Source organism: Pseudomonas trivialis, from assembly GCF_001439805.1.
Taxonomy (GTDB): domain Bacteria; phylum Pseudomonadota; class Gammaproteobacteria; order Pseudomonadales; family Pseudomonadaceae; genus Aquipseudomonas; species Aquipseudomonas trivialis.
This window is the reverse complement of sequence record NZ_JYLK01000019.1, coordinates 38358-61127: the sequence shown is the minus strand read 5'-3', so window position 1 is coordinate 61127 and position 22770 is coordinate 38358. Positions and strand designations below refer to the sequence as shown.

Sequence of the window (22770 nt, the reverse complement as noted above, 5' to 3'; positions counted from 1 at the left end):
CGGATTCATCTGAGTTGCTGCCCCATCAACGATTACGCCAACAACCGCTGGATATGCTCCTGCAGCGTATCCAGATCAAACGGCTTGGCCAGGATCGGCGCATTGCGCGTGATCGGACTGTCGCAGTCGAGGATTTCCTGCGGGTAACCGCTGATGAAGATAACCTTCAATTCCGGCCGTACCCTCAGAGCGGGCTCGGCGATCTGCACCCCGGAGATGCCACCGGGCAGGCGGTAGTCGGTGACCATCAGGTCCAGGTGCGGCTTGGTCGCGAGAATTTCAAACGCCTCTTTTCCGTTGACGGCCTTCAATACCCGATAACCCAGGCCTGCCAGGTATTCACCCAGCACAAACATAATGGATTCGTCATCCTCGACGATCAGTACGACATCTTGTGCATCTTCACTCATGGGAAGCCTATGTCCGGTCAATTGCTGCAATTACGACCATGGGGTCAAGCAGAGGTTGCGTTGAGCTGACGATTGATTTCAGGGTGCGGCCTGCAGGGGCAGGCACACCCGAAACAAGGCGCCCTCGCCTATCCGGCTCTCGACCTCGATGGTGCCGCCATGGGCCGCCACGATCTGCTCGGAAATGAACAACCCGAGGCCCAATCCGGCCGCTGCGTGACTGGCCGACACGCGCTCGAACTGCTGGAAGATGCGCTTCTGGTTCTCTTCGCTGATACCAATGCCGTGGTCGCGCACCTCCACGCGCGCCTCGCCATGCTCGGCATACACGCGCACGTGCACCGGGCTCCTGGCACCGTAGCGCAACGCGTTGGTCAGCAGATTGTTGATCACCTGCTCAATGCGAAACTCGTCCCAATGGCCCTCAACCGGCCCTTCGACCTCCAGTTGCATGGACGACTCGGCGGCAGTCACCTGTGGCGCAAAATTGTTCACCAGGTTGCTCACGAGGTGCGCCAGATCAAAATGCGCAGGACGGATCGACAGTTTGCCGGTGCGTATACGCGACACATCGAGCATGTCTTCGATCAGCCGAATCAGGCTGCGGATCTGCCGCTCGTCGCGGTCAACCATCGCGTGCATCTTGTCCAGGGTGAACGCCGCAGCGTTGTCCCGGGCCAGGTGCATCTTGCGCAGTTGGGTTTCCAGGATCAGGCCGTTAAGGGGCGTACGCACTTCGTGGGCGACGATCGACATGAAGTCATCGCGCATGCGCACGGCCTGCTCCAGCTCCGCCTGGGTGGCCTGCAGGCGCGTCAGCAGCAGTTCCTGCTCGCGGCGGCTGCGCTCCAGGGCTTCGACTTGCAGCTTCATCGCCTTGCTCTGGCGATAAAGGTCGACGAACACATTGACCTTGCTCTTCACCGCGTGGATATCCAGCGGTTTGTGCAGGAAGTCCACGGCGCCGCTTTCGTAGCCCTTGAACGCGTAGTTCAGCTCACGGCCGGCGGCGCTGACGAACACAATCGGGATGTTTTTGGTCTTTTCGGTGCCGCGCATCAACTCGGCCAGCTCGAAGCCGTTCATGCCGGGCATCTGTACATCGAGGATCGCCATGGCGAACTCGTGCTCGAGCAACAGGGACAAGGCCTCATCAGCGCTCAATGCCTTGTAGACCTGCCGATCCTCGCGCTTGATCAGCGCTTCGAGGGCCAGCAGGTTTTCCGGCAGATCGTCGACGATCAGCAGTTTGGCCTGGACGGTACTTAACATGGGGAAGATTCCAGGGAAGCCAGCAATGAACCGATTCGGCCCAGAGTCAGAATATGATCAGGTGTGTGCAAGGCCAGTGCCGCCAGCGGCATCACGGCGATGCGTGCCTCCGCGGGGTCCTGAACGACGGTGGTGCCGCCCGATTGCTTGACATGGGCGAGCCCGCGCGCGCCGTCCTGGTTGGCGCCGGTAAGGAGGATCGCCAGCAGGCCGGCGCCGTAAGCGTCGGCAGCCGAGGCAAACAGGTAATCGATGGCCGGCCGGGAATGGTGCACGCGGTCTTCCTGGCTCAGGGACAGGCTGAGGTCCTGCTCCACGGAAAGGTGATAGCCGGGTCCGGCAAAATACAGGGTCCCTGCCTCGATCAGTTCTTTGTCCCGCGCTTCTTTTACCGGGATGCGCAAGCGCCGCGCGAACACTTCGGCCAACTGGCTGCGGCGCTCGTCCGGCAAATGCAGTACGGCAATGATAGGCAGGCCGAAGTCGGTGGGCAGTACGCCAAAAATGCTCAGCAACGCCTCGACACCGCCGGCGGACGCGCCGACGACGATGGCTTCAATCCCGCGAATCGGGTTGGCTGCGGCGTCATTCATGATTTGCGGTAGATCCGTTCCTGTTTGACCAGCGGTTCGAATTGCTTGCTGTAGGCGGAAAAATCCAGGGTTTCCTTGCTGCCCAGCACCAGGAAGCCGCGATGACACAGTGACTCATGAAACAATCCGAATGCACGATCCTGTAATTTTTTATTGAAATAAATCAATACGTTACGACACGAAATTAATTGAGTTTCGGAGAATACACTATCGGTCGCCAAACTGTGATCGGCAAAGGTCACATTCTCACGCAGTGTCTTGTCGAAGATCGCGTAATCGTAGGCTGCGGTGTAGTAATCGGCAAATGAGCACTGGCCGCCGGCCTGTTGATAGTTGGCGGTGTAGGCCCGCACGTTCTCCAGGGAAAAAATGCCCTGCTTGGCCTTGTCCAGCGACGCCGGGTTGATATCGGTGGCGTAGATGATCGTGCGTTCCAGCAAGCCTTCTTCACGCAGCAGGATCGCCATCGAGTACACCTCCTCCCCCGTGCTGCAGCCGGCGATCCAGATCTTGATCGACGGGTAGGTCTTGAGCAGCGGCACCACTTCCTGGCGGATTGCGAGAAAGTGCGAAGGGTCGCGAAACATCTCGCTCACCGGGATCGTCAGAAATTGCAGCAGTTGCATGAACGCCGACGGATCGTGCAGCACCCGCTCCTGCAGCGCCGAGATGGTCGCACAGTCGAACTGACGCAACGCATGGGCCACACGGCGCTTGACCGACGCGCCCGAGTAATCGCGAAAGTCGTAGCTGTACTTGAGGTAAATCGCCTCAATCAACAGGCGCAGCTCAATGTCGCTGCTTTTGTCCAAGAAACTGCGCTCCACTTAAATGCGTTCCATCTTCGGCAGCCACACGCGAATCAACGAGAACAGACGGTCCAGGTCAATCGGTTTGGCCAGGTAATCGTTGGAGCCCGCCGCGAGGCAGCGCTCCTGATCGTCTTTCATGGCCTTGGCGGTGACCGCAATAATCGGCAACTTCTTCCAGCGCGGGTCCTGGCGGATCAACGCGGTGGCCTCGTAACCGTCCATCTCCGGCATCATCACGTCCATCAGCACCAGGTCGATGTCTTCGACTTCATTGAGTCTTTCGATGGCTTCACGACCGTTTCGCCCGATCACCACCACAGCGCCCTTGTGTTCAAGCGCGCTGGTGAGGGCGAAAATGTTGCGTACATCATCGTCCACCAGCAGGATCTTGCGGCCCTCGAACACCTTGTCGCGGCTGCGTGCGGTCTTGAGCATGGTCTGGCGCTCATGGGACAGCTGGGATTCGACTTTGTGCAGAAAGAGTGTGACCTCGTCCAGCAGGCGCTCCGGCGAGCGGGCGCCCTTGATGATGATCGAGCGCGAATACTTGCGCAGTTCGGCTTCTTCATCGCGGGTCAGGTTGCGCCCGGTGTAGACGATCACCGGCGGGAATGAACAGATATCTTCGGTGGCCATGCGCTTGAGCAGCTCGTTGCCGAGCATGTCCGGCAGCTTGAGGTCGATGATCATGCAGTCATAGACGTGGTCGCGCAGCAGGTCCAGTGCTTGCTGAGCGAAGCCCACAGCGGTGATCTCGATGTCGTCGTCGCCGATCAGGCGGGCAATGCTGTCGCGTTGCAGGTCGTCGTCTTCCACCAGCAGCACGCGCTTGACCTTCTGCGTCAGCTTGGCCTCCAGACGCGCGAACACATCCTTGAGCTCTTCACGGGTGGTGGGTTTGACCGCATAGCCGATGGCGCCCATGTGCATCGCCGCTTCAACGCGGTCTTCCACGGAAATCACGTGCACCGGGATGTGGCGGGTGCCGGCGTTCTGCTTGAGGCGCTGCAGCACGGTGAGACCGGAATGGTCCGGCAGGCGCATGTCGAGCAGGATGGCGTCGGGAACGAGTTCTGCCGCCAGGCTGTAGCCTTCGTCCGCGCCATGGGCCACCAGGCAGTGATAGCCCAGTTCATGGGCCAGGTCGAAGAGGATGCGCGCAAAATTGGGCTCATCTTCCACTACCAGAATGCAGCGCGTGGTGAACGGCGCCTTGTCGCGGTCGTCGGCAAAGCGCGGAATCTGGCTGGTGTCGGCCACGGGCAGCGGTGAAACCTTGACCGACACAGGCGCGGCGGCCAACGTCTGGCGCGGTTGCTCTGCCAACGGCGCATCGGCTTCGCGCTCCTCGTAGTGCTCGGGCAATACCAGGGTGAACACGCTGCCCTTGCCCGGCTCGCTGGTCACGCTGATATAGCCGCCGAGCAACGCGGCCAGGTCGCGGGAAATCGACAGACCCAGGCCGGTGCCGCCGTAGCGGCGGTTGGTGGTGCCGTCGGCCTGGCGGAAGGCTTCGAAGATGCTTTCCTGCTGGTCCGGCGCAATGCCGATGCCCGAATCGCGCACGGTAAAGGCAATACCCGCGTCCTGCGCGCGCGATACCGACAGGCTGACTTCGCCCTGCTCTGTGAACTTGACCGCGTTGGACAGCAGATTCTTGAGGATCTGTTCCAGGCGCTGGCGGTCGGTGAACAGCATGGCCGGCGCACCGGGCTGTACATCCACCTGAAAACCCAGCTTGCGGTCGGCGGCCAGCGGCTCGAACATCCCGCGCAAACCCTCGACCAAACGCGCCACACTGGACGTTTCCGGACGAACCTCAAGCTTGCCGGCTTCAACCTTGGAGATATCCAGAATGTCGTTGATCAGGTTCAGCAGGTCGTTGCCGGCCGAATAGATCGACTCGGCAAACTTGACCTGCTCGGCACTGAGGTTGTCCTGAGGGTTCTCGGCCAGCAACTTGGCCAGGATCAGTGAGCTGTTGAGCGGCGTGCGCAGCTCATGGGACATGTTGGCGAGGAATTCTGACTTGTATTTGCTCGAACGCTGCAATTCGTCGGCGCGGTCTTCGAGCTCAAGCTGGGCCTGGTTGAGTTCGATGTTCTTGCGGTCCATGGCGTCGCGCTGTTCGGACAGGGTCTGGGTCTGTTCGGCCAACTGCTCATTGGTCTGCTCCAGCTCCGCCTGCTGGGTTTCCAGGTGGGCCTGGGATTCCTTGAGGATGCGTGACTGCTCTTCGAGTTCTTCGTTGGCGGTCTTGAGTTCTTCCTGCTGCACTTGCAGCTCTTCGTTGAGCTGCTGGGTCTCGGCGAGCACTTCCTGCAGGCGCTGACGGTAGCGCGCGGCTTCGATGGAGGTGCCGATATTGCCGGCGATCAGTTCCAGCAACTCGACATCGCGTTCATCCAGGGGGCGCAGGAAACCCAGTTCGATCACACCGTTGACACGGTCCTCGTCGCTGGTCGGCACCACCAGTACGCTGCGCGTCGAGCCCTCGCCCAGCCCGGAGCTGACCTTGAAGTAATCCACCGGCACATCGTCCAGGCGAATCAGGCGATCAAGCTGGGCAGCCTGCCCAACGATGCCTTCGTCGCTGTAGATCGACTGTTCCAGCTGTTCCTGCTCGCGTGAGAAACCATAAGTGGCCACACGCTTGAGACCGCCGTGCTCCTGACGCACGTACAACGCGGCCACGGCAGAGCCCATGTATTGAGCGAAGAACTGCAGGATATTGCGGCCCAGCATGTTCAGGGTCAGTTGGCCGAGGACCTGCTCGGCCAGTTCGGTCTGGCCGTTGCGCAGCCAGGCCTGTTGCTCAAGACGCCGTGCAATCTTCTGTTGGGACGCGAGGTTTGCACTATAACTATCTGATAGCGCGACTAAATTTCTTCGGCCGATATAGGCGAGAAAACCGCTCAGACCCAATACGAACGCCAGGTACAGCGCAACGCTGACAATGGTGGTGCGGGTGACGTCCTTGTTGCGCGCGATCCGGAACTGCTGCTCCATCGCCACCGCATCCGCATATTCCTGGCGAATCGCGTCGGTGAGCCCCTTGCCCCGGCCAGCCTTGACCGCCGAGCGGTAATCACCGCTGGTGCGCTGCAGGTCGATCATCGACTGGGCGTACGTGTTCCACTCGCCCTGCATCGCCTCCAGGCGTTTGAGGCGGTCCACCTGCTGCGGGTTATCCGCCACCAGCTCCTGCAAATTACGCAGGTCGCCAATGATGCGTGGCTTGGCCACTTCGTACGGGTCAAGAAAATGCTCGTCGCCGGTGATCAGGAAGCCGCGCAGGCCCGTTTCCAGGTCCACCGTGAGTTTCGACGATTCATTGAGGTTGTTGATGACTCTGTCGGTGTGTTCCACCCACTGGATCACTGACAACAAATAAGTGATCAGGCAGACGAAAAACACCGCGCTGAGCACGCCGACACTTAAAGGGAGTGCGACGTTTCGGCCCAACAGGGTACGGAAGCTCTTTTCATCGACGGATGACGCAGGAGTCATGGGCATGCCTTGGCCAATACGGAAAACCCGGGAGTTTGCCCGAATATCATGTGCCGAGGCTATGTTTGTGCGCTGATTTGATGCGAGACGACTGACTCGATGCATAAATATCACACTGCTCATCGCCCGTTTCGTCAGCTCATTTACAACTTTGATTACAGATGGCCACAGCGAAGTTGGAACGTCTGACATGGATCTGGCACTCAGGACTACGCCTCAGGAACAGGGAGGATCCAACGGGAAGGCGTCTTTCTGACATACCAAGGTATTCCAAATGAGCATCACCAGCGTATCGCATCGAACCATGAACCTTTCCACCGGGGAACCTGAACATGTCGCAAACAATGCTGGTGCGGTAATGGCGAATCCCGCTCCCCGTAACCCTTCGCCTGCAGTGTCGACGCCCACTGTCAAAACCGTGCGGCAACTGCTCGCGGACCAACAGGATATGTTCAGCCTTGCCGATAAGCTTCGAGGCCTGACAACCTGGGTTGATCACAAATTTTCATACCAGTTGAACAACGATGTGCTGGTGCCCTTTGTAGGCTCCTCCCACACGTTGACGTCCGCCGCTCCTAACCTGGCTACCGTCATTACGGACCTGGGCTATGACTTGCCGCAGAATGTCAGTGAAGCCAAAAAGCTGGCAGACGTATTGGAGAAAAGAGCCTCAGTGCCTCTTCTGCGTGATTGGGGTGGAGGACTGTCCTGGCCGAGACCCATGTCGCGCACTGACCAGCACCGCATCGCTCAATTCCTGTTTTCCAACAAGACAGGTCTGCCGGGCTTACCGTTGCCCACTGACAAGGGTGTCCTGGATTATTTATTGATTGGCAGTTCAGTGACACTCGATGATCTGGAAGACCCTGCCCTGGCATTGCAGAAGTTGCTCGACAACCCAAAGGTCATGGCGCTTGGGCAAGCCCTCCAGGCGCACCTTGGCGGGGTATCTTCGGACACCAGTATTTATGACTATATATTGACGGCGATTCACCTTCGCCTGGATCAGGAATCTTCTGTACGGAAAACTCGCAACAAAATAGCCCACTTCGATCTGTTGCATCCAAAACATTGGGGCCTCGCTCCGTCGCAAGTTGTCAGCGAGCTGAGCCGTCATCTGGTTGACAAAGGACGCGCCACGCCGATTTCAACCAAGCTCGCCACCCACCTTTTATTGGCCACCAGAGCACCGCACTTTCTGGTTAAAGACATTCCCGGCAGCGTCAGGGTAGGCTCTGCCATGTGGACGCAGTTGACGATTGCCGCAGCCAGGATCGAGGCGCAGACGCCGGGTCGGGTGCAGAACATGACCTACGCTGAGGTTATCGCCCAGGCGGAGCCCATGGCGACTGACACTTACGCCAATCAATTGGCTCAACGCAACGCCCTGAGTGATTGGGCCGTCGCCAATGGAGTACTGAAACCCTCCGAAACCGAACATTCCGCGGCCGAGATACAACAGGCCAAGACTGCCTATAACGATCAACTCAACGCACTGGTGAAGTCTTCGTCGTTACTGGAGACGCCCGTGCCCAGTCGAAAGGACATCGCGCTGGAATACCTGAAAGCTGAATTTCCTCACGTGGATCCTTCCGTCTTTGCAATTAAGAATTTGCAAATACGCAACCAGAACGCACTCCGCGTATACGCTGCTCATCTTACGCGACGCTCGATGCTTGATATCGTGATGGAGGGCGAACCGCTCGACAAGCATCACGTATGGGTCACGCCGGACACGCGAATTCCCATCGCCTCGTTCAACACTTACTTAAAAACCAAAAAACATACTGAGGTCACAACGTTATTCGACACTCATTATGAAGCCGCCATGAAATCGCTGGGTGACGGCCACCATGAGTTTGTCAAACAGCTGGTCTCCAACTTGCCACTGGCTGATCGCAAGAATTTTGAATATGGCGAGGTGAAATTTTTTCACACCAACGATTACAAAATTGCACACGATCTCACTTCACCGCTCGAACTGGTAAATCGTGCACGCACGATGCATGTGAAAACCACGCTCAATGGCGAGGTCAACGTGTATGAAATCGACTCCCGCACAGGGACCATTGAAAAACAGAATTACCTGATCCAGAAATTCAGCGAGCCCTACAGCACTAATAAGATGGATTCCAGAGACGCGAATATCATTACGCGAAGGTCCGTACTGAACCCTTACAAGGGGGCTCGAGACAGCGAAACGACAGAGCAGCCCGTTACTGCTCAACCCCCCGACAGCTATCGCTCCAGGCGCACCGACTTTATTGCCGACATGTACGTCAAAGCGCTCGCGCTGGATGGCGAGGACCTGTTGAATCACGCCAGAGGAATTACGTCCTTCGACAAAGGTCGGGCGCTAGGTAGCGTGATCGATGAGTTTTTTCTCAACCTGATTCCGTTTCGATCGGCTATCAAGAATTTCCTGCAAGGCAACACCCTTGACGGGGTCGGTGATCTGGCTATTGATGCGTTCGGACTGCTCACGCTGGGTGCGGGCAAGGCTGCGCAAGCGGTAAAAGTCTTTGGCAAGGGCATGTCGGGTTTGAACGCCGCTGCCAAGGCAACCAAAGCGGTAAAGTTTCTTGGCGCGGCGGCTATTGAGTTTCTCAATCCCGTGGGCGGGTTGGGCGACGTGTTGGTGGGAGGAGCCAAACTGATTGGAAGAGGGTTTGCCAAGGGGGCCGATGCGGTCGCCGCGCTCAGGGGCGCAAGTGGCAGTTACGATGTGCTCAAAGCAGCCAGTAAAAATGATCGCATCGTAGCGACCGGCACCTTTAAGCTGGCAGACGAAGTGGTCGAAGGCGGTGCAGTCTTTGAAAATCGCAAATGGTACCTGTTGGACCCGGTCACTGGCCCTTATGGAACGGCCTTAGCGGACTTCAAACCGGTAACGGTCGCCGCCAACGGTGAGATAAACGGCAACTGGATTAATTGGTTGACCGCTGTTGTGGCTCCAACCCCGAGAACGCCCAATATTTCTGATGTCCTTAAAGGAACATTGGCAAGGGCCAGGACTAATGACCTTGCCGCCTTTAACCGAGGTTATGATGCTGGCAAAATCGAAAACATCCCTGGGTACTACACCTCGATGAATGTTTCGGACCTCAAGGAGCTGGCAATCAGCCCGGGGCGCACGCCCGAAGAGATCGGGTCGTTGGCCAAAGTGATAGAAACCAGAATGACGCGCAATAGCCTTGAAGGCGCCAGAGTGTTCAGCGAACAAATCGCCGCCAGTGGCGGAAAAACCACGCTGATGCCGCAAAACTTCTACTTGAGCCAGGGAGATCTTGCATCGAATGGCGAATGCGCGGCCTTGGTCAATTCCATGGCCCTGGCCATTCAAAACGGGCGCCAACAGACGTTGATCGATAATTTTTTCAAAGCGAGCATAAAGAGCAGTGACCCCAGAATCGCCGCGTTTCGCAAGCAACTGAACGATATGCATCAGATTGTGCGCAGCAATTTTCATGGTGTTCAAGCGGTCTCCCAAATGTCACACATTGACATCAGCGCTGCCCTGAGCAGAGCGACCCCGCCCTACATGATGAAGATCGCTACGCAAAACCACGGTCTGCTTGCGGGGGCCATGTTGAATAGCAACAAACAGAAGGAATGGTTTTTCTTTGACCCCAATTTCGGCCTGGCGACGTTCGCGAGCGAAGCCGCGATGCAGCACGGAATAGAGGCCTGTTTAAATAGCGGAAAAACAGCGGGCACACTGAGCCCCGTCGCCATTATCGGCGGCAAGCCGCAATTCAATGTCAGTCTTTTCAACGATTCCGACTTTCTAATGACAGTGCCTTATAACAACCCGTACGCGCTGTTCAATGCTGCTCTTTGAACCCAAACTCACGCTTTCATGCAAGAGGGTTTCAAAAACCGGTCGCCAGGTGCGCCCCCCACTGCTACTTCAAGGCTGGTCACACCCTTCGGCAGTCAAACACAGGGTTGGGTTTGCGTTGTAAGTAAACCAGAAAGCCAACGGGACATCCGGCGCGCTTGAGGTCACAATGCCAGCAATTCATTTTGAACTTGCTGGCATTGTTATCACTCTCTACCGAGTTAGCTTCTGCCTCGTCACGTCAAGCCCCTCACTTTTCAGGAATGCTCATTATGTCCTCCACCCCCTCCACCATCCTTGTAGTAGAAGACGACAACATCGTGCGCATGCTGATCGTCGATGTACTCGAAGAGTTGGAGTTCACTGTGCTGGAGGCTGCTGACGCTGAACAGGCGCTGGCGTTCGCGCAGAATCGCGATGAGGTCATCAGTCTGATGATGACCGACGTCGGCCTGCCGGACATGGACGGCAAGCAACTGGCAACCAAAGTGCGTGAGCTTCGCCCCGCATTGCCGATCCTGTTTGCCAGCGGCTATGCCGACAACATCGATGTGCCTGCCGGCATGCAGGTGATTGGCAAGCCGTTCTCGATCGATCAACTGCGCGACAAGGTCAAGTCCATGCTCCCCGCAGCCTGATACCTGCCCTTCCCCTTATCCACTTGCTCAGTTCAGCGTGTTTGCAGGGATTTACGTGACGTTTGGCCAATAAAACGGGAAACTCGTCGCCTTCATCTCCCGTCAGTCAAAAGAACTCTGGAAGGACGCAACAACATGATCGGAAAACCTGCGCGCCTGGTGCTGGCGAGCCTCTCCCTCCTCATGAGTACCGGCGCATGGGCCGACTTCACGGCGACGCCGGTGCAAGCGCGGGCGATTGCCAAGGAAGCCTACCTGTATGGCTTCCCGGTGGTGCAGATGTACAAGACGCTCTACACCCAGGCGGTGGACAAGGGTGGCGTGAACTACAAGGCACCGTTCAACCAGATCGGCAATGCCGCGCAGGTGGTGACGCCCAGGGACACTGCCCTGCCCAGCCCGAACGCAGACACGCCCTACTCCTTCGTATGGATGGACCTGCGCAGGGAACCGCTGGTACTGACCCTGCCCAGGATAGAAGACGACCGCTACTACTCGGTGCAGTTAATCGACCTGTATACCCAGAATATTGCCTACCTGGGCACCCGCAGCACGGGCAACAATGGCGGTCACTACATGATCGCAGGGCCTGACTGGAAAGGTCAGCAGCCGGTGGACGTCGACCGCGTGGTCTACAGCGAGAGCAATATCGCCTACGCCCTGTACCGCACGCAGTTGTTTGATGAAAAGGACCTGAGCAAGGTCAGGCAGATTCAGGACGGCTACAAGGTGCAGCCGCTGAGCAGCTATGTGAAACAGGCCGCCCCACCCAAGGTGGCGAAAATCGACTGGCCCAAGCCGATGGCGACCATGACCGAGGGCCCGCAGCTGTTTCGTTACCTGAACTTCATGCTGGCCTTTGCCGCGCCGCAGGACAGTGAACAGGAGCTGCTCGCGCGCTTTGCCACAATCGGCATTGCGCCGGGCGCGCCGTTCAAGGTTAAACAGTTGACGGCAGAGCAACGCAAGGCGCTTGAAGACGGCATCGCCGACGCCAAGGCCGAATTCGCTGCGTTGAAGAAAGACAGAATCGACACCCATCAGGTCACCAGCGCTGATCTCTACGGCAGCCGCGACCACCTGCAGAACAATTACCTGTACCGTTTTGCCGGTGCCGAAACGGGCATGTTCGGCAACTCAGGTGATGAAGCGGCCTACTTCAAATACCTCGTCGACAGTGAAGGCAAGCCGGCCAACGGTGCGCGCCACAGTTACACGGTGCACTTTGCCAAGGATCAATTGCCGCCGGCCGATGCGTTCTGGTCGCTGACGATGTATGACGCCAGGACCCGCTTGCTGGTGCCCAATCACAAGAAACGCTACCTGATCAATTCACGCATGCTGCCCGCCCTCAAGCGCGACGCCGACGGTGGCCTGACCCTGGCGCTGCAGCACCATGAGCCACCGAAGGCCGAACAGAGTAACTGGCTGCCGGCTCCTCCAGGCCCGTTCTATGCCGTGCTGCGGGTGTACCTGCCCAAGCCCGAAGTGGGTAATGGGCAATGGAAACTGCCACCGTTGACACCGTTGAAATAGACGTTTCAGGCGCGTTCGCGGGGAATCAGGCTTTGTAGCTGCGATGCCAGAAAGTTGGCATCGAAGGCATAGGTGTCCGGGTCTTTCAGGCCATTGGTTTTCTTCCATAGCCAATCGTTTTTGTCCGCCGGCAGTACCAGCGATATGCTGCCATGACGCGTTGCGGTCAGGCCCGTCACCGCCACAGAGATCAACCCGCCCGCCCCCATCACATCCGGCACGAACTCCACGGTTTTGCCGGTGATCAGCACATTGAGCTTTTCAGTGTTGAAGGCCGATGTCTGCGCTGCTGCGCTTGGGCTGCTGGCGACGCAGGCTTCACGGCTCACTTCCAGCAATCCGGCGCGCTTTACCGGTTCCAGCCACTGTTCAATCAGTTGGAACAGCTCGCCGAGTTTGTGCGCCCAGCGCGCCGACTGCACATCGAACAGCTGTTTTTTATGCGCTTCGCTATCCGCGTAGTGACGAAGCATCTCGCCCAGTTGGTGTACATCGTCCATTTTGGAAATCCTTGGGTGAGCCAGGGTGCGAAGCCTGATCATGGCAGATGCGCCCGAACGGCGTACGGATTAAAAACTGTTCGGGGCATTTGGTCGTATGCGCCCGGCCAAGTCATCTACCCAGCCCCGCAAAGGCAAGACATGGGAACGGAAAGTCAGCCAGGCGTTGCGCTCCAGCGGTGTTAGCCGCTCATCCAGCAGTAGGGCTTTCGGGGTGATGATGTCTGAAGTTTGGTGTGACAGGGTGAGGCTCCCATCGGTATCGACCAACTGGCCAAAAGAGCCGTCATCTCACCCCAGCATCACCGCTGCCGCAGCCATCAATCCGAACTGCGCTTCCTCCGCTTTTTCGAGCTGAAGCAGGGTGCAATGCGCCGATGATGCCAACATTTATGTGCGCAGTCGCCGTGCTGGCGAACGAGTGTTGGCCGCGGTTGAGCGCTTCCTGAATCAGCGTCTGAAACTGACGCTGAATCGGGAAAAGAGCCGTTTGGCAAGGCATTGGGCCTGTGATGACCTAGGTTATGGGATGAGCTGGCATAAACAGCCGAAGCTGAGGGTAGCGAGCATGAGCCTGAACCGCTTGCGTGACCGGCTTAAAGCGCTGCTTCACGGAGCGCGGGGCCACAAGATGGCAAATGTCATCGAGCGGATCAACCGGGCGCTCCGTGGCTGGGCGGGCTACTTCAAGCTTAGCCAGAGTAGACAGCCCCTTGATATTTATCGGTCTGCATTCATCCATTCCATAGGATTAAGCACGGTTAAAACCTTACACCAGGTATCGGCAGACGTACCGCCGATCGCTGCCACTCGTCGAGGAGCGCTCACCAAAACGCGAAATACTGCCGAAGCAGTAGTGAACGGCGCAACTGTCACATGATTGACCAGTCCGAGGTTTAGTGAGCATGATGTCTTATAGCCATTACCTGCTGGCATTAAGTATGTGCGCCCGAAAATACATTGAAAAGGATCAAAGACGCCTTGATGAATTGAGAAAAAGGATCGTTCTCACCCTACCGCCGCAATTACCCATGAGGGCTGTGAGAACGTTATGAAAACCGTCTTATCTGCCAAGCACCTGTCGGTGCAGCATGCTTAACACGTCACTGGACCGCACCAGTGCAACAGATCATCAGACGCTGGCTGAGGTTGAGCAGGTCATTGCTTCAGGAGGTCGCGCTTTACGTTTTAGCGGTGATCTTGAACAACGCTATGAAGCGGAAACCCTGGAACAGCGCCGTCAATCCCTCACTACCGTTGGCATTGGTGGGCTACTGGTCTACAACCTGTTTCTGATCAGTGACTGGCTGACGCTCAATGATGTATTCACCTACTTGGTACTGGGTCGTCTGTGCCTGATCACGCCCATGTTCATTGTGTTGCTCCTCTGGATCCAGCGTGTCAATCGGCGCTGGACGCTGGAAGCCATTACTGCCGCCGGCCCGGTGCTCGCATCGTTAATGCCAATGGTGGTAATGATATATAGCTACAGCCCGTACCGGCTGCATTATCAGCTTGGCATGTTGCTGCTCATGGTCTATTGCTCCATGATTCAGCAATTGCCATTGCGTTACGCTGCCGTGGCAATGAGCCTCATGTTGATCATCCAACTGGTCACCACCTATATCGCAGACTTTTCTGACTTCCTGATCTGGCAAGCCAACTTTTTATTGTTTGCTTCGGCGGTGGCATTGCTGCTGATGGCGTCCTGGTTTCTGGAACGCGGGAGCCGCCTGAGCTATCTGTTCGCACTGCGCGGGCGACTTCTACAGGCCCAACTGATGGAACTCGCGCGTACTGACGCGCTTACTCAGCTATTCAACCGTCATTATCAGGAGGAAGTGCTGACATCGGTCTGGGAGTACGCATCGCATACGCCTACCAGCGTCGCGGTCATACTGCTCGATATTGATAATTTCAAAGCTTACAACGATAACTACGGTCATCCGCAGGGGGACACGTGCCTAAAGCTGTTGAGCAGTGCTATCAAGCAAGCTGCACAAAAAAGAGATGCACTGACGTTTCGTTTTGGCGGTGAAGAGATTCTGGTACTGATGATGAATGCAGATGTCAGTAAGGCCAGACATCTCGCTGAAGACCTGCGAGATGTCGTCGCGGCGCTCAACGTGCCTCATCCGATATTAGGCGAGGGCGCGCGCGTCACCATCAGCCTGGGACTGGCGGCGGCAATAGCACCGCAAAGCGATGCAGGTGCCTTGATCGGCGCCGCCGACGCTGCGCTTTATTCAGCCAAACACGCAGGGCGGGACTGTATTCGTTGCGCCGATGTTTCAAGTGAACGCTCTTCCACAGTTGAGACCATCGGATTTGGCAACTCAAAAAATGCCATTTCACAGTCCCGGTAGCTTTCAGGTCATGAGCTGTTGACCGGGGGAGCCCTGCAGGGGAAGCGGGGCGAATAGGCTAAGGGTTCTGGCGCATCGGCATTTTGTCGATGGTGTCGAAGATTGCCCTGGCGTCCAACGGTGCGTACGGGTCGATTTTCGTGCCCCCGTCTTTGCTAACCAACATTTGGTCGGCTGTTTGGGGATCAGATCGAGCTGCGCAGACGCGCCATGGTCAATGTATCGACAAATACACCGTCACGCAGGGCGTAGTCGCGCAAGCGCCCTTCCACCTCGAAGCCGAACTAGCGGTACAGGTGATGCGCGGCTTCGTTGTCGGCATACACCGTCAGTTCCACCCGGTGCAGGTTCATCCAGTTGTCGGCCACGTCCAGCGCGGCCGCCAGCAGCCGGGAGCCCACTCCCTTGCCTTGCCAGGCCGTCGCCACCCCCATGCCGAACGAACCGACATGGCTCTGGCGCACCCGCAGGTACTGCTCCAGGCCAAGTTGGCCAACCACCTCGCCGCCATGCAGCGCAACCAGCTGGAGTCGGCGCTCGTTATCCAGCACCAGACGTTTGCGCCAGGCTTCGACCGACTGGAAGGGCATCTGCAGCACCTGTCAGCACACCGCCGGCTCGTTATAGAGGGCGGTGACGCCTTCCAGATGAGCCTCGGTGAAGCGCTGGATCACGATCGGGGTGTCAGGCACATGCATTGTGTTTCATCCTTTGAAAGACACATGGCCGCCCAGTGTAGGGCTCAAGTCGTCGCAAAGGAAAGTGCCGAACGTTCCCGGAGCCTGCCGGTAACAAGCGTTGTGTTTTCCTACATTCACGGCCAGACCGGCCTTGTAATACTCCCGGCCATCCAACCACAGGCCGGGTCTTCAAACAGTGAACAAGCAACGAGCAGTATTGGGCAGCCTTCTTGTCATGGCGCTATTGGCGAGCGGAGCCTGTGCCACCAGGAAACAGGCGGAAAATATTCGATGGCTCCCCAACTGTGACGGACGGCCCATCAGCGGTCTGGACCCGGAAGTCGTTGCCAGAACGGAGTGCGGCATTGTCCGCGTGCCGTTGAATCACCTGAAACCGTCGCTCGGCACGCTCGACCTGGATATCACCCGGGTAATCGCGCGCCGGCCAGACAAGCGAAAAGGCGCGATATTCGCCAACCCGGGCGGACCCGGCGCTGAAGCCGATGGCTTTGCGGTGCTGCTGGCTTCCATCTGGAAAAACTACGCCGACAGGGCCGGCGGCGAAGCGTATCGGCATCTGATCGACACCCATGACGTCATCGGCCTCACACCGCGAGGAATGGGTAGCACGAAGGATTCTCAACTGGTGTGCCAGTCCGATGAACTGATCGTCGCGCAGAACGACATTACCGAAGACCGCAGCCCCGCCAACCTCATGGCCCAGCAACACAACGCCGCCGTGCTGGCCCGTGGTTGTGCCAGTCAGCGTTTGACGCCTTACATCAACACCGATCAAACCGCGCGCGACATGGAGTTCGTGCGGGTTTTACTCAAGGAGAAAAAACTCAATTATTTTGGAAATTCCTACGGCACCTGGCTGGGTGCCTGGTATGCAGGACTGTTCCCCGAGCAGGTTGGCCGCATGGTGCTTGACTCAAACACGGACTGGACATCGACTTTTCAGGAAGCCTCACTCATTCAGGCGCCAGAGAAGGAAAGAATCTTTGAGCGTTTTGTCGCGCAGCCAGCCGCCAGCCGCCCGCATGTCTATCAACTGGGTAACGACCCCAAAGCAGTTCGCGACGTGTTCCTGGGTCTGGTACCCGAGGTGCGCGTGGCCCTGCGGTCCGACAACGAGCTTTACAGCTCTGCGGCCTATTTAATGGCAGCACGCCTGCTCAGCCAGTCGTTGCGTGAAACGCCCGACAAGAGCGACGCCGCCCTGCTGGCCAGGGCGCGCGCCCATCGATTCAGTCCGGATGCAGGGGTGGATCAGTCGGCTAAAAGCGCATTCATGCACTTGCTCACGCTCATCCGCAACCCTGAACCCTGGAATGGCCTGGTACCCGGTCCGCTGAAGCTGACGCCGGCAGATTCCGTACGCAGCACCGTTTTATGCAATGACACCCCGACGGCGGGCCAGGCCTTCTGGACCGACAGGGAAAGCCGGTATGCCACCCACTACCCGGTGGGTGGCAGCTTTTTTCAGGCGGCGCACTGCGCTGGGTGGGGCGCTCAACCCTTGACCGGCGTGCCGCTGAAAAGGCTGAAACAAGTGGACAGCATTCTGATGGTCCAGGCCGAGTTCGACGATCAGACGCCCGCGGCGGGCGCATTAAAAGCCTTCAAAAGCTTGCCGAACACCCACATGACGTTGCTCAAGGGCGGCTATCAACACGGCGTGTCTTTTTCCGATAGCAGCGCCTGCGTCAATCGGAGCGTCGGCGATTACCTGGCATACGGTCGTAAACCAGAGCGTTACCTGATCTGCTTCGGCACCGATTAAGCCGAGGCCCCCAGCCGCCACACCCGCGCAATATCCGATGCGCGCTCACGCAAAAGGCGTGGCGCCTCGCTGCACGCCTGCTCCAGGGTCATGGGGCCTGAAGGCAAGGCAAAGGCTGCGTCAACGCCATGGGCATACAGGTGCTCGTAGCCTTCACCCAGCGTGCCGGCGATCACAATCACCGGCACCTTGTGCTGTTGGGCAATGCGTGCCACGCCAAACGGTGTTTTACCGCGCAGGGTCTGGGCGTCAAAGCGGCCCTCACCGGTGATGACCAGGTCGGCACCACGAACGGCCGCGTCCAGGCCGACCAGTTCGGCGACCACGTCCACTCCCGCCCGAAACTGTGCCCCCAGGAACGCCTTGGCGGCAAAGCCCAGGCCGCCGGCGGCGCCGCTGCCGGGCTCGTCACGCACATCCGTAGCGAGGACGCTGGCGCAATGGTCGGCGAAATGCCCGAGCGCGGCATCAAGTTGCTCCACCTGCCGGGGGCTGGCGCCTTTCTGCGGGCCGAAAATCGCCGAGGCGCCATGGGCACCGCACAGTGGATTGTTCACATCGGCGGCGATTTCAAAGCGCACCCGCGCCAGGCGCGCGTCGATGCCTTCGAGGCTGATACGCGCCAGGTTCGTCAACGCCAGGCCACCTGGCGCCAACGCCTGACCATCGGCATCAAGCAGTTGCACGCCGAGAGCCTGCATCGCCCCGGCACCGCCATCATTGGTCGCGCTGCCGCCGATGGCCAGAATGATGCGACGGGCGCCGAGATCCAATGCTGCGCGGATCAGCTCCCCCGTACCATAGGTACTGCTCGAACAGGCGTCGCGCTGCCCCGGCGCGACCAGTTGCAGGCCGCTGGCCTCGGCCATTTCGATGATGGCCGTGTGGCTGTCGGCCAACCAGCCCCAACGTGCTTGAACCGTAACGCCCAATGGCCCTCGAACCGGCTGGCTGCGCAATTCACCGTTGCACGCCGCCAGCACGGCATCGACCGTACCTTCACCGCCGTCCGCCATCGGGCATTGCACCAGTTCGGCAGTCGGCCAGACCTGGGCCAGCCCTTCGGCGATGGCGTGGGCCACGCCTGCGGCACTCAGGCTGTCCTTGAACGAGTCAGGGGCGATGATGATTTTCATGGCGTTCTCCGGTTTTTATAACGTCCATGCTGCCAGTTGCAACCGGCCATGACGCCTGTCCGATGCACAAGTGCGGCGCAGGTTTATTGTTCATTGTGACAATGGCTGGGGCAACAGCTGCACGCCCAGGTACAGCGCGAGCATGCCGTCCAGGGTCAGCGGGTCGACGCCGCTGAGTTCGGCGATACGCTCCATGCGGTAGCGCAGGCTGTTGCGGTGGATGCCCAGGGCATCGGCACAGGCCTGGCTCTGGCCGTCGTGTTCGCACCAACTGCGCAACGTCGCCAGCAGTTGGCCGTTGTTGTCCCGGGCCATCACTTGGCGCAGCGGGGTGAGCAGTTCATCCAGAGCGTCTTCGTGGCGATGGCGCCAGAGCATCACCGGCAGGCGGCAGCGGTTGAGGGTCAGCACGCGCGATTGCGGCAGTACATCGCGGCCGTAGGCAAGCAAATCGCCGACGCGCCGATAGCAGCGGCGCAATGCGCTCAGCCCCTCGGCCTGCCCGCCAATGGCCACGCGCACGACGTTCCAGCCCAGGCCGTCGAGTTTTTCCAGCAGGCGTGGATTATCCAGCGGCACGGCGGCGGGACGGCACCACAGCAGAGAAGATGGCGCTGAACTCACGCACCAGCTGTCCGGGTAACGCGAGGCCAGCCAGGCACTCAAGTCCTGAGCCGATTGCCCGGCCCCCAGCTCAAACAGGTACGGTGTGCGCACCATTTGCGGCTTGAGGCCCATGCGTTGCGCTTCATCCACCAGGCGCGGCGAATCGCCGTTGTCGGCCAACAGCAGCGCCAGCAGGTCGTCGCAACGCTGGCGCCGCCATTGCTGTTCGATTTGCTGATGGCGATGGCTCACCAGCATCTCGGCGGTCATGCGCACCAGTTCAGCGTAGGTACGCAACCCTTGCGGCTCGCCGGTGATGCCGAGGACACCAATCAGGCGCTGATCATGCAGCAGCGGCAGGTTGATGCCCGGTTGCACGCCCTTCAGGTGCTTGGCGGTCTGGCTGTCAATTTCCACCACGCGTCCGTTGGCCAACACCAGTTGCGCGCCTTCGTGACGGGTGTTGACGCGCTCCGGCTCGCCGCTGCCGAGGATCAGGCCCTGGCTGTCCATGACATTGACGTTGTAGGGCAGGATCGCCATGGTGCGATTGACGATATCCTGCGCCAGGTCATGATCAAGCTCGAACATGGGGCTGTTTTCCTTGAAAGCGAGGTTGTTCATCGGCACAGCGCAACGCATGACTGACTGTGCGCGGGCACAAAGACAGCAGCCTGCCCGTTGGCCGAGACTCGTTGGGCGATCAACGTTACCTGTGCATCGCAAAAAATCATAATAAAGAGAGACCGCCATGTCCCAGAGCGCCGCTGCAACCCCGGCCACCGATGACGTTAAAAACGCCATCTACAAGCGCATCACCCTGCGCCTGATTCCCTTTATCTTCATCTGCTACCTGTTCAACTACCTCGACCGGGTCAACGTCGGCTTTGCCAAGTTGCAGATGCTCGACGCGTTGAAGTTCAGTGAAACCGTGTACGGCCTGGGGGCCGGGATATTTTTTATCGGTTACGTGCTGTGCGGCGTGCCGAGCAACCTGGCGCTGACCCGGTTCGGCCCGCGGCGCTGGATCGCCCTGATGATGATCGTGTGGGGCACGCTGTCGACCTGCCTGCTGTTCGTCACCACGCCGACGCACTTCTACACCCTGCGCCTGTTTACCGGCGCCGCCGAAGCGGGCTTCTTCCCGGGCGTGGTGCTGTACCTCTCGCAGTGGTTCCCGACCTTTCGCCGGGGACGCATCATGGCCTTGTTCATGTCGGCGATCCCCGTGTCCGGCCTGCTTGGCAGCCCGTTTTCCGGGTGGATCCTCAACCATTTCGCTGCGGGCCAGGGCGGCCTGGCCGGCTGGCAGTGGATGTTCCTGTTGCAGGGCATTCCCACCGTGATCCTCGGTGCCCTCGCCTACTTCCTGCTCAGCGACAGCTTTGCCCATGCCAAGTGGCTCAAGCCCCACGAGCGTGCGGTGCTGGAGGCCGACCAGGCCACGGACCTGGCGAACAAACCGAAAACCAGCACCGATTCGCTCGCTGCCGTGTTCAGGAATCCGGCCATCTGGGCGTTCGGCCTGATCTACTTCTGTATCCAGAGCGGCGTGTACGCGATCAACTTCTGGCTGCCGTCGATCATCAAGAACCTGGGGTTCAGCGATAATCTGGTGATTGGCTGGCTGAGCGCGATTCCTTATTTGCTGGCGGCGGTGTTCATGCTGCTGGTGGGGCGTTCCGCCGATTTGCGCAAGGAGCGGCGCTGGCACTTGGTGGTACCGATGCTGATGGGCGCCATCGGCCTGGTGATCGCGGTGAATTTCGCCACCACGCCGGCAATCGCGATTCTCGGCCTGACCATTGCGACCATGGGCGCCCTCACCGGCCTGCCGATGTTCTGGCCGGTGCCCACTGCCATGCTCAGTGCAGGCGCGGCGGCGGGCGGCCTGGCGTTGATCAACTCCATGGGCCAGATGGCCGGTTTCCTCAGCCCGTATATCGTCGGCTTTGTGAAGGATGCCACCGGGTCCACGGATATGGCGTTGTACCTGCTGGCGGCGGTGATTGTGGCCGGTAGTGTGCTGGCCCTGCGCATGACCCGTGGCCTGCAGACCTGAGCGGGCCAGGATCCATCAAAAAACGCCCCAAAATAGCGCGACGCTGCTTCGCTAAAACCACCATAATCTGCGCTTGAAATGGGATTAAACGGTTTGCGCGAGGGCAGCGGTGTCTAAAGGTGTTGTGTTATCCGTATCGGCTTCGGTGTTGTTTGCTGTGATGTATTACTTCACATCGCTGCTGACGCCATTGAGCGGCCTGGAGATTTTCGGCTGGCGCATGCTGCTGACCATGCCCTGCATGACCGTGTTCATGGTCGTCACCGGGGAGTGGCGGCGTGCATGGGCGTTGTTGCGCAGGCTCGCGGCCCAGCCGAAGTTGATCGTCGGGGCGATGCTGTCCTCGACCTTTCTTGGCCTGCAGTTATGGCTGTTCATGTGGGCGCCGCTCAACGGGCGCAGCCTGGACGTATCGGTGGGCTACTTCCTGCTGCCGCTGACCATGGTGCTCACCGGGCGCCTGGTGTGGGGCGAGCAGTTGTCATATCTGCAGAAGATTGCGGTGTTCTTCGCCGGTCTCGGGGTGGTCAATGAGTTGTTCCAGGCCGGAGGCTTCTCCTGGGCGACGCTGGTGGTGATCATCGGCTATCCGCTGTATTTCATCATCCGCAAATACCTCAAGACCGACCACCTGGGCGGGCTATGGCTGGACATGGCGCTGATGCTGCCGGTCGCCTGGTGGTTCGTGCAGAGCGGCGAACAGGGATTTGCGGTGATGGAGGCTCGCCCGAAACTCTATGCGCTGATCCCGATACTCGGCCTGATCAGTGCCTCGGCACTGGTGAGCTATATCATTGCCAGTCGACTGCTGGCGTTCAGCCTGTTCGGGCTGCTCAGCTACGTGGAACCCGTGTTGTTGCTGATAGTGGCACTGCTGCTCGGCGAGGGCATCAAACCGGGCGAATGGCTGACTTACATTCCGATCTGGATCGCGGTGATGGTGCTGGTGTTCGAAGGCTTCAAGCATCTGGTGCGCCAGCGTCGGGCGTGAATTGCAGGCAATAAAAAGCCCGGCCGACGCC

15 protein-coding genes and 3 pseudogenes are annotated in these 22770 nt (G+C 58.8%); 8 read left to right on the top strand and 10 right to left on the bottom strand.

Features of this window, described 5'->3' with window-relative positions; translation table 11 throughout:
* Positions 1 to 32 precede the first annotated feature (32 nt).
* The 5 genes from TU79_RS22155 to TU79_RS22135 form a co-directional block, all read right to left on the bottom strand.
* A complete protein-coding gene (locus tag TU79_RS22155) occupies positions 33 to 410 on the bottom strand; it encodes a response regulator (protein WP_057009991.1) in 378 nt (125 codons plus the stop codon).
* Positions 411 to 488: 78 nt separating this feature from the next.
* Complete coding sequence (locus tag TU79_RS22150; protein WP_057009990.1) at positions 489 to 1682, bottom strand: hybrid sensor histidine kinase/response regulator; 1194 nt, start codon at positions 1680 to 1682, stop codon at positions 489 to 491.
* The gene (locus TU79_RS22145; protein ID WP_057009989.1) at positions 1676 to 2275 is read right to left on the bottom strand and encodes a chemotaxis protein CheB; all 600 of its coding nucleotides are present in this window, start codon (positions 2273 to 2275) and stop codon (positions 1676 to 1678) included. The genes TU79_RS22150 and TU79_RS22145 overlap by 7 nt, the downstream gene beginning before the upstream one ends.
* A complete protein-coding gene (locus TU79_RS22140; RefSeq protein ID WP_173670275.1) occupies positions 2272 to 3102 on the bottom strand; it encodes a CheR family methyltransferase in 831 nt (276 codons plus the stop codon). The genes TU79_RS22145 and TU79_RS22140 overlap by 4 nt, the downstream gene beginning before the upstream one ends.
* A complete protein-coding gene (locus TU79_RS22135; RefSeq protein WP_057009988.1) occupies positions 3103 to 6597 on the bottom strand; it encodes a response regulator in 3495 nt (1164 codons plus the stop codon).
* Positions 6598 to 6871: 274 nt separating this feature from the next.
* On the opposite strand from TU79_RS22135, the gene TU79_RS22130 reads away from it, so the two are divergent.
* From TU79_RS22130 to TU79_RS22120, 3 genes are all read left to right on the top strand, one after another.
* Positions 6872 to 10438 carry a hypothetical protein gene (locus TU79_RS22130; protein ID WP_083342416.1) on the top strand — a complete coding sequence of 1189 codons (3567 nt, stop codon included), beginning with the start codon at positions 6872 to 6874 and terminating at the stop codon, positions 10436 to 10438.
* A 272-nt stretch (positions 10439 to 10710) separates the two neighbouring features.
* Positions 10711 to 11076 (top strand): response regulator, encoded by a 366-nt coding sequence (locus tag TU79_RS22125; RefSeq protein ID WP_057009986.1) that lies wholly within the window; start codon positions 10711 to 10713, stop codon positions 11074 to 11076.
* 135 nt (positions 11077 to 11211) lie between these two features.
* Positions 11212 to 12612, top strand: coding sequence for a DUF1254 domain-containing protein (locus tag TU79_RS22120; RefSeq protein WP_057009985.1), 1401 nt, complete (start codon positions 11212 to 11214; stop codon positions 12610 to 12612).
* A 5-nt stretch (positions 12613 to 12617) separates the two neighbouring features.
* On the opposite strand, the gene TU79_RS22115 is transcribed toward TU79_RS22120, so the two are convergent.
* Positions 12618 to 13112: a hypothetical protein gene (locus tag TU79_RS22115; RefSeq protein WP_057009984.1), complete on the bottom strand. Its 495-nt coding sequence runs from the start codon at positions 13110 to 13112 to the stop codon at positions 12618 to 12620.
* Positions 13113 to 13476: 364 nt separating this feature from the next.
* Here TU79_RS22115 and TU79_RS22110 point away from each other — a divergent pair.
* Positions 13477 to 13830, top strand: a pseudogene (locus TU79_RS22110) (group II intron maturase-specific domain-containing protein); the annotation flags it as partial.
* Positions 13831 to 14203: 373 nt separating this feature from the next.
* The gene (locus TU79_RS22105) at positions 14204 to 15478 is read left to right on the top strand and encodes a GGDEF domain-containing protein (RefSeq protein WP_082638673.1); all 1275 of its coding nucleotides are present in this window, start codon (positions 14204 to 14206) and stop codon (positions 15476 to 15478) included.
* 58 nt (positions 15479 to 15536) lie between these two features.
* On the opposite strand, the pseudogene TU79_RS25690 reads toward TU79_RS22105, so the two are convergent.
* Both TU79_RS25690 and TU79_RS22100 read right to left on the bottom strand, forming a co-directional pair.
* Positions 15537 to 15650, bottom strand: a pseudogene (locus TU79_RS25690) (DUF4174 domain-containing protein); the annotation flags it as partial.
* Between the two features lie 13 nt (positions 15651 to 15663).
* Positions 15664 to 16176 (bottom strand): annotated as a pseudogene (locus TU79_RS22100) (GNAT family N-acetyltransferase).
* Between the two features lie 199 nt (positions 16177 to 16375).
* Between TU79_RS22100 and TU79_RS22095 the strand changes: the two are divergent.
* Complete coding sequence (locus TU79_RS22095; RefSeq protein WP_169793811.1) at positions 16376 to 17944, top strand: alpha/beta fold hydrolase; 1569 nt, start codon at positions 16376 to 16378, stop codon at positions 17942 to 17944.
* On the opposite strand, the gene TU79_RS22090 is transcribed toward TU79_RS22095, so the two are convergent.
* Both TU79_RS22090 and TU79_RS22085 read right to left on the bottom strand, forming a co-directional pair.
* Entirely contained in the window at positions 17941 to 19080 is a 1140-nt protein-coding gene (locus TU79_RS22090) for a glycerate kinase (RefSeq protein WP_057009982.1), read from the bottom strand. The two genes, TU79_RS22095 and TU79_RS22090, sit on opposite strands and share 4 nt — an antisense overlap.
* Before the next feature lie 90 nt (positions 19081 to 19170).
* The gene (locus tag TU79_RS22085) at positions 19171 to 20277 is read right to left on the bottom strand and encodes a sugar diacid recognition domain-containing protein (protein ID WP_057010042.1); all 1107 of its coding nucleotides are present in this window, start codon (positions 20275 to 20277) and stop codon (positions 19171 to 19173) included.
* A gap of 160 nt (positions 20278 to 20437) precedes the next feature.
* Between TU79_RS22085 and TU79_RS22080 the strand changes: the two genes are divergently transcribed.
* Positions 20438 to 21748: an MFS transporter gene (locus tag TU79_RS22080; RefSeq protein WP_057009981.1), complete on the top strand. Its 1311-nt coding sequence runs from the start codon at positions 20438 to 20440 to the stop codon at positions 21746 to 21748.
* Positions 21749 to 21857: 109 nt separating this feature from the next.
* Positions 21858 to 22739: an EamA family transporter RarD gene (rarD, locus tag TU79_RS22075; RefSeq protein WP_057009980.1), complete on the top strand. Its 882-nt coding sequence runs from the start codon at positions 21858 to 21860 to the stop codon at positions 22737 to 22739.
* Positions 22740 to 22770: the final 31 nt, after the last annotated feature.